Annotated in this window: 12 protein-coding genes; 6 read left to right on the top strand and 6 right to left on the bottom strand. The window is 66.5% G+C overall.

From position 1 onward, the window contains the following. Positions 1–140: 140 nt before the first annotated feature. The 4 genes from BW990_RS14235 to BW990_RS14250 form a co-directional block, all read right to left on the bottom strand. Positions 141–1,739 carry an ATP-dependent DNA ligase gene (locus BW990_RS14235; protein ID WP_076448858.1) on the bottom strand — a complete coding sequence of 533 codons (1,599 nt, stop codon included), beginning with the start codon at positions 1,737–1,739 and terminating at the stop codon, positions 141–143. After that, on the bottom strand, positions 1,736–2,764 hold the full coding sequence (locus BW990_RS14240; protein WP_076448861.1) for a ligase-associated DNA damage response exonuclease: 1,029 nt from the start codon (positions 2,762–2,764) through the stop codon (positions 1,736–1,738). The genes BW990_RS14235 and BW990_RS14240 overlap by 4 nt, the downstream gene beginning before the upstream one ends. Positions 2,765–2,989: 225 nt before the next feature. Beyond that, positions 2,990–3,964 carry an alpha/beta fold hydrolase gene (locus BW990_RS14245; protein WP_076448863.1) on the bottom strand — a complete coding sequence of 325 codons (975 nt, stop codon included), beginning with the start codon at positions 3,962–3,964 and terminating at the stop codon, positions 2,990–2,992. Then, positions 3,964–4,254, bottom strand: a complete 291-nt coding sequence (locus tag BW990_RS14250) for an SCP2 sterol-binding domain-containing protein (RefSeq protein ID WP_076448865.1) — start codon at positions 4,252–4,254, stop codon at positions 3,964–3,966. The genes BW990_RS14245 and BW990_RS14250 overlap by 1 nt, the downstream gene beginning before the upstream one ends. A 69-nt stretch (positions 4,255–4,323) precedes the next feature. On the opposite strand from BW990_RS14250, the gene BW990_RS14255 reads away from it, so the two are divergent. From BW990_RS14255 to BW990_RS14275, 5 genes are all read left to right on the top strand, one after another. After that, a complete protein-coding gene (locus BW990_RS14255; protein ID WP_076448877.1) occupies positions 4,324–4,899 on the top strand; it encodes a tetratricopeptide repeat protein in 576 nt (191 codons plus the stop codon). Positions 4,900–4,927: 28 nt separating this feature from the next. Then, positions 4,928–7,882 (top strand): helicase-related protein, encoded by a 2,955-nt coding sequence (locus BW990_RS14260; protein ID WP_076448880.1) that lies wholly within the window; start codon positions 4,928–4,930, stop codon positions 7,880–7,882. Between the two features lie 66 nt (positions 7,883–7,948). Beyond that, positions 7,949–8,326: an RNA-binding S4 domain-containing protein gene (locus BW990_RS14265; RefSeq protein ID WP_076448883.1), complete on the top strand. Its 378-nt coding sequence runs from the start codon at positions 7,949–7,951 to the stop codon at positions 8,324–8,326. A 51-nt stretch (positions 8,327–8,377) separates the two neighbouring features. Further along, the gene (gene fdxA, locus BW990_RS14270; RefSeq protein ID WP_076448886.1) at positions 8,378–8,716 is read left to right on the top strand and encodes a ferredoxin FdxA; all 339 of its coding nucleotides are present in this window, start codon (positions 8,378–8,380) and stop codon (positions 8,714–8,716) included. A 296-nt stretch (positions 8,717–9,012) separates the two neighbouring features. Continuing rightward, a complete protein-coding gene (locus tag BW990_RS14275; protein WP_076448888.1) occupies positions 9,013–9,522 on the top strand; it encodes a CarD family transcriptional regulator in 510 nt (169 codons plus the stop codon). Positions 9,523–9,580: 58 nt separating this feature from the next. Here BW990_RS14275 and BW990_RS14280 read toward each other — a convergent pair whose 3' ends face one another. Beyond that, positions 9,581–11,461, bottom strand: coding sequence for a monovalent cation:proton antiporter-2 (CPA2) family protein (locus BW990_RS14280; protein WP_076448890.1), 1,881 nt, complete (start codon positions 11,459–11,461; stop codon positions 9,581–9,583). 75 nt (positions 11,462–11,536) lie between these two features. Beyond that, entirely contained in the window at positions 11,537–12,010 is a 474-nt protein-coding gene (locus BW990_RS14285; protein ID WP_076448998.1) for an Lrp/AsnC family transcriptional regulator, read from the bottom strand. 118 nt (positions 12,011–12,128) lie between these two features. On the opposite strand from BW990_RS14285, the gene hppD reads away from it, so the two are divergent. Further along, complete coding sequence (gene hppD / locus BW990_RS14290; protein ID WP_076448892.1) at positions 12,129–13,247, top strand: 4-hydroxyphenylpyruvate dioxygenase; 1,119 nt, start codon at positions 12,129–12,131, stop codon at positions 13,245–13,247. Positions 13,248–13,276 lie beyond the last annotated feature (29 nt).

The raw sequence follows: 13,276 nt of genomic DNA on the forward strand, positions 1-13,276 counted from the left end.
TGGGGGGCCGGGCGCCCGTGTTTTGCCGCCCTCGGCTCCCGCCCTGACCGTCGGCGCGGCGCCTCCGCCCCGGGCGCACCGCCTCTTGCCCTTCACCTTTCCGAAAAAACGCGCACACAGCGGCGCCGCCCGGCGCGGCGTCAGCCATAGGCGGCGAGGATCGCCTTCAGATCGTCGAGCGTATTGGCCTCGGACAAGGGTTTGTCCTGCCGCCAGCGCGCCATCCGCGGAAAGCGCAGCGCCACGCCGGATTTGTGCCGCGGGCTTTCGTGGATGCCCTCGAAGGCGATCTCGAAGACGTGGTGCGGCGTGACCTGCCGCACCGGGCCGAAGCGCTGTTCGGTGTTCTTGCGCACCCATTGGGTGATCTTGCGGAACTCCGCGTCGGTCAGCCCCGAATAGGCCTTGGTGAAGGGCACGAGCGCGTCGCCGTCCCAGACCGCGAAGGTGAAATCGGTGAAGAGGTTGGCGCGCCGGCCATGGCCCTGCTGGGCATAGATCATCACCGCGTCGATGGTCAGAGGATCGAGCTTCCATTTCCACCAATCGCCCTTCTTGCGGCCCGAGAGATAGGGGCTGTCGCGCCGCTTCAGCATCACCCCCTCGGCGCGCATCTCGCGCGCCGTCGCGCGGGTCTCGGCGAGCGCGTTCCATGTGGGAAAATCGATGAGGCGAGAGGGGCGGACCGGCGCCTCGGCGGGCAATTGGCCGAGCATCCGGTCGAGCCGGGCGCGCCGGTCGGCCATGGGGTCGGCGCGCAGATCTCGCCCTTCGGCCTCGAGGAGGTCATAGGCCAGAAGGATGACGGGCGCGTCCTTCAGAAGCTTCTTCGGCACGGTCTTGCGTCCGATCCGCGCCTGCAACGTGTTGAAGGGCAACGGCATTTCAGTCTCCGCATCCCAGGCGACGATCTCGCCGTCAAGGACGGTGCCGTCCGGCAGGAAATCCCGCGCACGAGCCAGCTCGGGAAAGCGGTCGGTCATCAGCTCCTCGCCGCGGGACCAGACGTGGTGCTCGGTCCCGCGGATGAGCAATTGCCCGCGGATGCCGTCCCATTTCCATTCGGCCTGCCAGTCTTCGGGCGGGCCGATCTCCGTGGGGCCATCGTCGAGCTGGTAGGCGAGGTAGAAAGGATAGGGGCGCGAGGCGTCGGCGGCGGGATCCTCGGCCTCGATCAGCGCATGAAAGCTCGTGGTTTCGGGTGTCCATTTGCCCATGAGCTTGTGCGCCAGCACCGCTTCCTCCTGGCCGGTGGCCAGGGCCAGCGCACGGGTCATCAGCTTCTGGCTGACCCCGATCCGGAAACCGCCGGTGATGAGCTTGTTGAAGAGAAAGCGCTCCGTCGTCTCGAGCCTGTCCCAGGCGGCGAGAATGCGCGCGCGCCGCTCCGGCACCTCGAGGGCGGCGAGCGATTTCAGCTCGGTGATCCAGTGGGTTAGGGGCCTGTCTTCATGTTCGTCTGCGGGTGGCAGGATGAGCGCGATGGTCTCGGCGAGATCTCCGACGATAGGGTAGCTTTCCTCCAGCAGCCAAAGCGGGATGCCCGCGCGCTCGGCGGCCCATTCGCGCAGCTGGGTGGTGTTGACAGCGCGCTTCGGGCGGCGGCCGGAGAAGAGCGCGATGGTCCAGAGTTTGTCGTCATCGGAAGCGGTGGTGAAGTATTCCGCGAGCGCCTTGGTCTTGAGCGTGGTCTTGGTGGTCTGGTCCACGGCGGTGAAAAGATCGGCGAAGGCTTTCACGACGGCACCTGCTCGGCCTCTTGCGACACCTCGTCGGCGTCTTCGCTGCCGAACTCGGTTTCGAGCACATGCGCGTCATAGCCTTCTTTCTTCAACCATCGCGTGAAGATGTCGGTGTAACCATGTGTGCAGAATACCTTTTCCGCGCCGGTCTCGGCGATCGCCCAGAGCAGTCCGTCCCAATCGGCGTGATCGGAAATGACGAAGCCGCGATCCATCGCGCGGCGCCGGCGCACGCCCCGGAGCGCCATCCAGCCCGAGGCAAAGGACTGGCTCGCGGGACCGAAGCGGCGCATCCACGGCGTGCCGAGCGCCGAAGGTGGCGCGATGATTAGGGGATTCTTCACGTTTTTGGCGTCTAAGTCCTGTGTGACCTGCGTGGTCGCGGGCAGGGGCAGGCCCTGATCGCGCAGGATCGCGTTGGTGGCCTCGACCGCGCCGTGGGTCAGGATCGGGCCGATCCCGGGATCGACCAGCGACAGGACGCGCTGGGCCTTGCCGAGGGAATAGGCCCCGAGCACCGAGGCACGGCCCTCGGCGGCGTTCGTGGCCCACCAGGCGTTGATCTCGGCGGCGATATCGGCCTCGGGACGCCATTTGAAGACCGGAAGCCCGAAGGTGCATTCGGTGATGAAGGCGTGGCAGCGCACGGGCTCGAAGGGTTCGGACAGGCGGTCGGCCTCGGTCTTGTAATCGCCCGAGACGACCCAGACCTCGCCCGCGACCTCGACGCGGATCTGGGCCGAGCCGGGGATGTGACCGGCGGGATGAAAGGAGACCTTCGCGCCGCCGATCGTTCGGGACGCGCCCATCGGGATCGTGTCGAGGGACACGTCGCCCAGCCGGTAGCGCATCACCGGTGCCGCGGATTCGGTCGCAAGGTAGTGGCGGTGGCCCCAGCGGGCATGGTCGGCATGGCCATGCGTGATAAGCGCGCGGTCCACGGGCCGCCACGGATCGATGAAGAAATCTCCGGCGGGACAATAGATGCCGCGGTCGGTGAAGGTCAGGACGGGCTCGGACATGCGCGAAAGGATAGGGCGAAGGGGCGGAGCGCCAATATGGAAGGGTGTGGAGCGCGAATCTGGGAGCCGTCCCGCGATGGCAGAAGCAGGGGGCTGCCGGGAGAAATGCGGCGTGCTTCTCTCTGACCAACTCGCTGAAGGGCGCTCGTCGGAGCGTCGCTCCGCCTGTGACGGGCCGCGCGCGCGGCGCCCGTCTCAGGCGAGGTCAGGCGAGGTCAGGCGGGATCAGGCCCGTTCGGCCCGGCTCGCCACACCGCCCGCGGCATCGAAATGGGCGAGGATCTCGCGCAGGATGCGGCCGCGCACCTCGGGGCCTTCCATCAGCACCTCGTGCTCGCCGCCGGGGATGCGTTCCAGCCGTGCGCCGGGCCAGCCGGCGATGCGCGCCTCGATCCGGGCGACGTCGACGATGCGTTCATTGGTGCCGACGAAGGCGAGGCAGGGATAATCGGGTGCGGGCATGCGCGAGAGCGCGCGGCATTCCTTCAGCGCCTCGTTGAGCCAGCGCAGCGAGGGGCCGCCCAGCTGCAGCTTCGGCTCCTCCAGCACCTGCGCGCGCATGTAGTCGAACATGTCGCGGTCGCGGGTCAGCATGTTGCCGTCGAAGCCCTCCGAGGCGATGTAGCTTTCGGGCTTGGTGCCGGGCGCGATCTGGTGGCCCATGCCGACCTGGCTCGAGCCCCAGCTGATCGCCCAGGCGGCGGGCCGCATGACGGGCGATATGCGGATGCCCCACATCGGCCCGGTAAAGGCCGCCGAGGCCACGTCGAGATTGTTCATCAGCGCGCGCAGGCCGATGCAGCCGCCCATGGAATGGCCGATGAGGTGCCAGGGGCGGGGCAGGTCGGCCGCCTCGGCCCAGGCCACGAGCGCTTCGGCGTCGCGCTGGTAATCGTCGAAGACATGGACGTGCCCGGTGCGCGCGTCGTCCAGAAGCCGGTCCGACAGGCCCTGGCCGCGCCAGTCGATGGTCACGGTATGATAGCCGCCCGCCGCCAGATCGGCGGCGGTCCGGCCGTATTTCTCGATATATTCGGTCCGCCCGGGAAAGAGCAGGACGGTACCGTGCACCGCCCCGCCATTGGCCGCCGGGTAATGCCCGATCCGCAGCCGCTTGCCGTCGACCGTCGCGATCCAGAGCGCACGGGCCCCTTCGGGCCCATGCGCCGCTTCGGTCAGGAAGGGCGCGGCTTCCGGCATCAGGCCAGCACGCCCGCGAGCTTCATCGCCATGCCCATATCGCCGTCGATCGACAGCTTGCCGGACATGAAGGCGGCGGTGGGGTTCATCTCGCCTTCGAGGATCTGACGGAAGGTGTCGGCATCGGCGGTCATGGTCACGTCGGCGGGCTCATCGGCGGCGCGGGCGCCCGAATCGTCCATCATGACGGCGCCTTCGCCCTCGATCTCGAACTTGGCAGTGCCGCCGATTTCCTGGCCTGCCAGCTTGTCGTTCAGGGCCGAAACGGCCTCGTTGATGATATCGCTCATGCGCGGTGTCCTCCATGTGATCCGGTCCGGCTAGCAATTCCCGGACAGGGCGCTAATCTTGTCGGCACCATGAGTAGGAAGCCTTCCGAATTCAATTCTACCGTTGCGGCATTTGCCGCGCTGGTCGCGTTTTCCCTGCCCGCGCCGGTCTTCGCCGAAGCGGGCGGCGCGCGGGCCGACACGCTGACGCGCGAGCTGGCCGAGGCCGTCGATCCCGCCGAGGCACAGCGGCTGGAGCGCGAATTGCGGCTGGAATGGTCGAAATCGGGCTCTGCCGCGATGGACCTCCTGCTCAAGCGCGGGCGCGACGCACTCGAGATCAACGAGACCGAGCGCGCGGTGGATCATCTGCTGGCGCTCACCGATCACGCGCCGGATTTCGCCGAGGGCTGGTACACGCTGGGCCAGGCCTATTACGCGCAGGAGCGCCTCGGCCTTGCCGCCGACGCGCTGGAGCGCACGCTGACGCTCAATCCGAATCATTTCGGGGCGCTGCAGGGCATGGGGGCGCTGCTGGAACAGCTCGGCCGCCGCGCGCTGGCCTATCGCGCCTATGCCGAGGCGGAAGCATTGCGTCCCTTCGACGAGAATGTGACAGAGGCGCTGAAGCGGTTGGACATCGCGGCAAACGGCACCCGGCTCTGACCGCCGCGACGGCAAAAGGCGCAACTCCATGGAAATGAGATCCCGCGTGGCCGCGGTGCTCGGTCCCACGAATACGGGCAAGACGCATTACGCGATCGACCGGATGCTGGGCTACCGGACCGGCATCATCGGCCTGCCGCTGCGGCTGCTGGCGCGCGAGGTCTACGACAAGATCGTCGCGGCGCGCGGCCCGGGCGTGGTGGCGCTGGTCACCGGCGAGGAGCGTATCGTGCCGCCCCGCGCGGCCTATTGGGTCTGCACCGTGGAGGCCATGCCCGAGGGCATGGGCACCGATTTCGCCGCCATCGACGAGATCCAGCTTTGCGCCGATCCCGAGCGCGGCCATGTCTTCACCGACCGGCTGCTGCGCATGCGCGGCACGCATGAGACCCTGTTCATGGGCTCGGACACGATGCGCGGGCCCATCGCGGCGCTGGTGCCCGGATGCGAATTCATGGCCCGCGAACGGATGAGCCAGCTGTCCTATCTCGGCTCCAAGAAGATCAGCCGGCTGCGCCCGCGCTCTGCCATCGTCGGGTTCTCGGTCGAAAACGTCTATGCCATCGCCGAGCTTCTTCGCCGCCAGAAGGGCGGTGCGGCGGTGGTGATGGGCGCGCTCAGCCCGCGCACGCGCAACGCGCAGGTGGAGCTTTATCAGAACGGCGAGGTCGATTACCTCGTGGCGACCGATGCGATCGGGATGGGGCTCAACCTCGATATCGATCACGTGGCGTTCTCGTCGCTGACGAAGTTCGACGGGCGGCGCATGCGGCCCTTGGCGCCGAACGAGCTGGCGCAGATCGCGGGCCGGGCGGGGCGCGGCATGAGCCATGGCACCTTCGGTGTGACGGGCGAGGCGCCGCCCTTGCAGGAGGACGTGGCGGAGGCCATCTGCAACCACCGCTTCACCCCGATCAAGAAGCTGAACTGGCGCAACGCCAAGCTGCGTTTCGGCTCCATAGACGCGCTGATCGCCTCGCTCGAGGAGGGCACCGACGATCCGATCCTCGTCAAGGCGCGCGAGGCCGACGACCTGCAGGCGCTGAAGGAGCTGGCGACGCGGGCCGAGGTGCAGGCGCGGGCCTCGGATGCGCGGTCGGTGCAGCTTTTGTGGGATGTCTGCCGCATCCCCGATTTCCGCGGCATCAGCCATGCGGAACATGCGGGCCTGCTCGACGTTATCTTCGGTTACCTGCACGAAAAGGGTGGCGTGCCCGATGACTTCCTGGCCCGGCAGGTCCACCGGATCGACCGGACCGACGGCGACATCGACACATTGTCGAAACGATTGGCGTATATCCGCACATGGACGTACGTGGCGCAGCGGAAAGGCTGGGTCGGGGATGAAGAGCATTGGCGCGACCGCACCCGGGCGGTAGAAGACAGGGTATCGGATGCGCTGCATGAGCGCCTGACGCAAAGATTCGTTGACCGGCGGACGAGTGTCCTCCTTCGCCGGTTGAAGCAAAAGGAGGCCCTTTTGGCCGAAGTGAACGACAAAGGTGAAGTGACTGTCGAAGGCGAATTCGTCGGCAGGCTCGAAGGGTTCCGGTTCCGGCAGGACAAGGACGCGCAGGGTCAGGAGGCCAAGACGCTGAAGACCGCGTCGATGCAGGCGCTCGCGCCGCATTTCCATCTGCGCGCCGACCGGTTCTACAACGCACACGACACGGAGATCGATTTCACCGAGCAGGGCGGCCTCATGTGGGGCGACCAGGCGGTGGGCAAGCTCGAGAAGGGCGACGATGCCCTGAAGCCGCGCGTGGTGGCCTTCGTCGACGAGGAAGCGGGCCCCGACGTGCGCCAGAAGGTGGAACGCCGCCTACAGCACTTCATCGACCGCAAGATCGCCGCGCTCTTCGAGCCGCTGATCAACATCCAGCGCGACGAGACGCTCACCGGCCTCGCCAAGGGCTTCGCCTTCCGAATGGTCGAGGCGATGGGCGTGCTGCCGCGCGGCCTTGTGGCCAACGACGTGAAAGAGCTCGACCAGGACGCGCGCGGCGCGCTGCGCAAGCACGGCCTGCGCTTCGGGCAGTTCACCGTCTTCATGCCGCTTCTGCTGAAGCCCGCGCCGACGCGTCTGCGCCTCGTGCTGTGGAGCCTCGCGCAGGGCCACGACACCTTCCCCGAAGCGCCGCCGCCGGGCCTCGTGACGGTTCCGGCCGAGGCGGGCACGTCGAACGACGCCTTCACCGTGATGGGCTATCGCCGCGCGGGCAGCCGGGCCATCCGCATCGACATGCTGGAACGGCTGGCCGACATGGTGCGGGTCGAGGACAGCCGCGGCGGCTTCGAGGCCAAGGCCGACATGCTGTCGATCACCGGGCTCACGCTCGAGCAATTCGCGGATCTCATGCAGGGTCTCGGCTACCGCGCCGAAAAGGGCGAGCGTGCCAAGGAAAAGCCGGTCGACCAGGTCGTGCCGACCGATGAGGGCGTGGCACATGAAGGGCAGGTGCCCGCGGGCGAGGCCCCGGAAGGCGCCCCCGCGCCCGACGCGCCGGTCTTCGATGCGGGCCAGCCCGACGCGGTCGAGGCCGGGGCGCTGACCGGCGAGGACAGCGAAAGCCCGGCCAGCGACGCGGCCGAGGCGATCACCGATCACGGCGAGGCGCCCATCGCGGCCGAGCCGGCGCAGCCGCAGGACGAGGCCCCGGTCGACAAGGTCTCGGGCGAGGAGACGCCGCTTGGCACCGCGCCCGACGCCGAGATCGCGGGCCCCGAGATGGAGACCTTCTACACCTTCACCTGGGTCGGCACCCGCACCCGGGGCGGCGGCAAGCCGCAGGGGCAGGGCCATGGCCAGGGTCGCGGCCGGGGCGGCCCGCCCAAGGGCAAGGGCAAGCCAAAGGGCAAGGGCCCGCGCGAGGGCGGTCCGAAGAAGGCCCAGAGCTTCGAGGCGCGTCCGCAGAAGAAGGACAAGATCGACCCCGACAACCCCTTCGCCGCGGCGCTTCAGGGGTTCAAGGGCAAGTCGTGACGCCGCGCCACCGCGTTTTTCGCAAAAACGCCGCCTGTTTCTTCGAAGAAACAGGACCCGGGCGCCGTGGCTGACCGCATCCGCATCGACAAGTGGCTCTGGCATGCGCGGTTCTTCAAGACGCGCAGCCTGGCCACCAAGCTGGTGGCGTCGGGACGGGTGCGGCTCAACAGCCAGCCGGTGGCGAAACCCGCCGTGCAGGTGGCGCCGGGCGACGTGCTGACCTTTCCCAAGGACGATCACGTTCGTGTCATCCGTGTCCTTGCTCCCGGCACGCGGCGCGGCCCCGCACCCGAGGCGCAGACGCTCTACGAGGACCTCGATCCGCCGCAGCCGCGCCCGCGCGAGGTTCAGCCGCATGTGCCGCGCTACGACGAGGGCGGACGGCCCTCGAAACGCGACCGCAGGCTGCTCGATCAAACCCGCCGTGAGGCGCTTGAATGATGGCCGGGCATGGTCTAGCTCTGCCGCAGACACGGACACGGACGCTTTGATATGACCTACATCGTCAACGACGCCTGCATCGGCTGCAAATACACCGATTGCGTGGAAGTCTGCCCGGTGGATTGCTTCTACGAGGGCGAGAACATGCTCGTCATCCATCCCGACGAGTGCATCGATTGCGGCGTCTGCGAACCCGAATGTCCCGCCGATGCGATCCGCCCCGACACCGAGCCGGAGGCCGAGAAGTGGGTCGAGTTCAACCGCAAGTATTCCGAGATGTGGCCGGTCATCATCACCAAGAAGGACCCGCTGCCCGAGGCCGAGGAACGCGACGGCGAAGAGGGCAAGCTGGAGAAATACTTCTCCGAAAAGCCCGGCGAGGGCGGCTGACGGCGATTCGCCGATACCCCGTCACGCGCGCGTGAAACGCACGGTTTTTGGCGCGCAAGGCCTTGAAAAGACGGATGTTCACCGGGCTCTTTCAGCACGCTGGGAAGGGCCCGTTTTTTGTGATATGATCATTATTCAATGATAGCGCTGTATCCATATCACATTCGGGGCGTTTGTACCCATCTGTAAAGCTGGCGAATTGAAGAAGTGACCGGAAAGTTGGTTTTCCGCTCGCTTCTTTTGTGCCGGTGGAAGGGTCCGAGATGTGGCGAAGGCGCGCTGCCTGAGGAAGCAAAATGTCGAAGTCGAACAAGTCCGAATTCCGTCCGAACGATTACGTGGTGTACCCTGCGCATGGCGTGGGCCAGATCATGTCGATCGAGGAGCAGGAGATTGCGGGCATCACGCTCGAGCTTTTCGTGATTTCCTTTGAAAAGGACAAGATGACGCTGCGGGTTCCCACGCACAAGGCGACCGAGGTGGGCATGCGCTCGCTGTCCTCGCCGGACGTGGTCAGCCAAGCGATGAAGACGCTGAAGGGCAAGGCCAAGGTCAAGAAGGCCATGTGGTCGCGCCGGGCGCAGGAATACGAGCAGAAGATCAATTCCGGCGATCTGATCTCCATCGCCGAGGTGGTGCGCGACCTGCACCGCGCCGACGATCAGCGCGAGCAGAGCTATTCCGAGCGCCAGCTCTACGAGGCCGCACTCGAGCGTCTGACGCGCGAGGTCGCGGCGGTTTCGGGCGGCGACGAGGTCGCGGCGGCCAAGCAGGTCGACGAGGTCCTGATCTCCCGCGCGGCCTGATCGCCACGCAGACCGACGGTAAAGCCGCGTCCCTCCGGGGGCGCGGTTTTTTCTTGCGTCAGCCGGTGCCCGTGTCTTGGTCGCGGCGGTTGTCGAGCGCCGACAAAAGCGCGGTCTCGAGGTCTTTCTCCAGCTCCTTGGCGCGGGCGATATAGGCGTCGTTCTCATGCGCCGGTACCCCGGGCCGCCAATGCTGGGCCAGTTCCCGCACGGTCATGCGGTCATGCTGGAAGAAGGTCTTCTCGGCCTCCGCCGCCTCGAATTCGGTCAGCCCCATATTCTCGAGCACGTAGCGCCCGGCCCGGAGCGAGGCGTCGAACAATTCGCGCACGATGTCGTCGGCGCCGGCCTGGTAGAGCTCGTAGACATGGGTGCGATCGCGGGCCCGGGCGACGATGTGCAACTCGTCCCCGCGCAGGCGCCGGGCATAGGCGACGATGGTCTTGGCGGCCTCGGGATCGTCCACCGCCACGCAGAGCACGCGCGCCTTGTCGATCCCCGCCGCATGAAGCAGGTCGGGACGGGTGGGATCGCCGAAGAACCCCTTGAAGCCGAAGCGGCGCATGGTCTGGATGGTCTGCATGTCGTGATCGACGACCACCGTCTCGAAGCCGGTGGATTGCAGCATCCGGTTCACGATCTGGCCGAAACGCCCGATCCCCGCGATGATCACGGGCGCGGTGGTGTCGATCTCGTCCTCGGCGAGGGTCTGGTCCTCGCCGGTCATCCGGGACGAGAGAAACTCGTAGATGATGAAGGCCAGCGGCGTGAACAGCATCGACAGCGCGATGACCAGCAGGATCCGCTCGCCGAGCGCATCGGCGAGGACGTTCTGCTGAAGCGAGAAGGACACCAGCACGAAGCCGAATTCCCCCGCCTGCGCGAGGCCCAGCGTGAACAGCCAGCGATCCTTGCCCTTGAGGCCGAAAAGCACGCCGAGCCCGTAGAGGATCACGCCCTTCAGCGCCATCATCCCGAGCGTCAGCCCCAGAAGCAGGAAGGGTGCCGCGAAGAAGGTGGCAAAGGAGATGCCCGCGCCGACGGTGATGAAGAAGAGGCCCAGAAGCAGGCCCTTGAAGGGCTCGATATCCGCCTCGAGCTCGTGCCGGAACTCCGAATTGGCCAGCACTACGCCCGCAAGGAACGTGCCGAGCGCGGGCGAGAGGCCTACCAGCATCATCAGGAAGGCGATGCCGAGAACGATGAGCAGCGAGACCGCGGTATACATCTCGCGCAGGCGGGCCTGGTGGATGAAGCGGAAAAGCGGCCCGATCAGGTAGACCCCCGCAAGGATGATCGCAGCGATGGCGCCCAGCGTGACTAGCGTCACCCCCCATCCGGGCAGCCCCTCGACGAGGCTCATGGAATGGTGCGCGTCCTCGCCGTGATCGAGCCCGATGGAGCCGTCGGGATTGAGCCGCGCAGGCGCCGCCACCGCGAGAAGCGGGATCACGACCAGCATCGGGATCACCGCGATGTCCTGCGTCAGCAGCACCGAGAAAGTGGAGCGCCCGCCGCCGGTCTGGATGAGACGCTTTTCCGACAGGGTCTGCAGCACGATCGCCGTCGAGGAGAGCGCGAAGATCAGGCCGATGGCCAGCGCGGTCTGCCAGTCATAGCCGATACTCATCATGAGGCCGGTCACCGCCAGCGTCGTCACGCCGACCTGTAGCCCGCCGAGGCCCAGAAGCTTGTGGCGCATGTCCCAGAGCGCACGCGGCTCAAGCTCGAGCCCGATGAGAAAGAGCATCATCACGACGCCGAACTCTGCGAAGTGCTGAAGGTCCTCCGTCGCGGTCACGAGCCCCAGCACCGGCCCGATGACGAGCCCCGCGGCGAGGTATCCCAGCACCGATCCGAGGCCCAGCCGGGCGGCGATGGGCACGGCGATCACCGCGGCGGCAAGGTAGATCGAGGCCTGGAACAGGAATGTGTCCATCGGGAAGGGCTCCTTTGGGCTGGCCCCATTGTGCGCGTGCAGAAAGGAGTTGCAAGCGGCGCGGGCCGGGGGCGTTCAGATCGGCAGGGGCGCGTCGCGCTTGAGCTGGTCCATCACGATCTGGCTTTGCACCCGGGCCACGGCGGGATGGCTCAAGAGCACGTCGTGGATCAGCCGGTGCAGCCCGCGCAAATCGGGCGCATAGACCCGCAGAAGGTAATCCGCCTCGCCGGTCAGCGTCCAGGTCGAGACGATCTCGGCCCGGGTGGCGACGAGACGCGCGAAGCTTTTCGACTGGTCGGTGCCGTGGCTGCCGAGACTGACCTGGATGAAGGCCTGCACCGCGAGCCCCAGCCGTTCGGGATCAAGATCGGCGCGGTAGCCGCGGATCGCGCCGATGCGTTCCAGCCGCTGGCGGCGGCGGCCGGCCTGGCTTGCCGAGAGGTTCAGCCGCTGGCCGAGCGTCTCCGCCGTCAGATGCGCATCCTGCTGAAGCGCGGCGAGGAGGCGGATATCGGTCTCGTCGAGGTCGATGCGGGTTTCCTGCATCTCTGCATGGTATCGCGCGGAGCTTGCGCAATCAAGGCAGGTTGCCTGCATCATTTCGCGCAACCCGCGCATCGCATCGGAGGTATCATCGGCCTCGTTCAAACAAGAGGAATGACCGATGGGACCCTTCCCCCACGACGCGCCGCAAGCCCGGATCACCCCCGAAAATCCCGCCGGAACGGATGGCTTCGAATTCGTCGAATTCGCCCATCCCGATCCGCAGGCGCTGCGCGATGTCTTCCTGAAGATGGGCTACACCCATGTTGCCAACCACAAGACCCGCGCGGTCGAGTTATGGCAGCAGGGCGACATCACCTACGTGCTGAACGCCGATCCCGACAGCTTCGCCGCGCGGTTCGTGGAGGAACACGGGCCCTGCGCGCCGTCGATGGCCTGGCGGGTGCGGGACGCGCAGCACGCCTTCGAACACGCGGTGGCGCAGGGGGCCGAGCCCTATGAAGGCGCGGACAAGACCGTCGACTGGCCCGCGATCAAGGGCATCGGCGGATCGCTTCTCTATTTCACCGACCAGTATTACGCGAGCTCGCCCTACAATGCCGAGTTCGACTGGATCGCGACCTCGAAGCCCGAGGGCGTGGGCTTCTGGTATCTCGACCACCTCACGCACAACGTCTTCAAGGGGAACATGGACAAGTGGTTCAACTTCTACGGAAAGTTGTTCAATTTCCGCGAGATCCGCTTCTTCGATATCGAGGGCAAGTTCACCGGGCTCTTCTCGCGCGCGCTGACCTCGCCCTGCGGGCGCATCCGCATCCCGATCAACGAGGATCGGGGCGAGACTGGGCAGATCGTGTCTTACCTGAAGAAATACAACGGCGAGGGCATCCAGCACATCGCGGTGGGTGCGAAGAACATCTACGACGCGACCGATGCCATCGCCGAGAACGGGCTCAAGTTCATGCCCGGGCCGCCGGATGCCTATTACGAGCTGAGCAAGACGCGCGTTGCGGGCCATGAAGAGCCCATCGACCGGATGAAGAAACACGGCATCCTGATCGACGGCGAAGGCGTGGTGGATGGCGGCGAGACGCGGATCCTGCTGCAGATCTTCTCGAAGACGGTGATCGGGCCGATCTTCTTCGAATTCATCCAGCGCAAGGGCGATGACGGCTTCGGCGAGGGCAATTTCAAGGCGCTGTTCGAATCGATCGAGGCCGAGCAGATCGCGAGCGGCGAGCTGGACGGCACCGGGACGGAGCTGAAGAAGGCGGTCTGAGAGCGGTCCGTCAGGGCGCGCGGATGGGC

The organism is Roseivivax lentus (assembly GCF_900156805.1).
GTDB lineage: Bacteria > Pseudomonadota > Alphaproteobacteria > Rhodobacterales > Rhodobacteraceae > Roseivivax > Roseivivax lentus.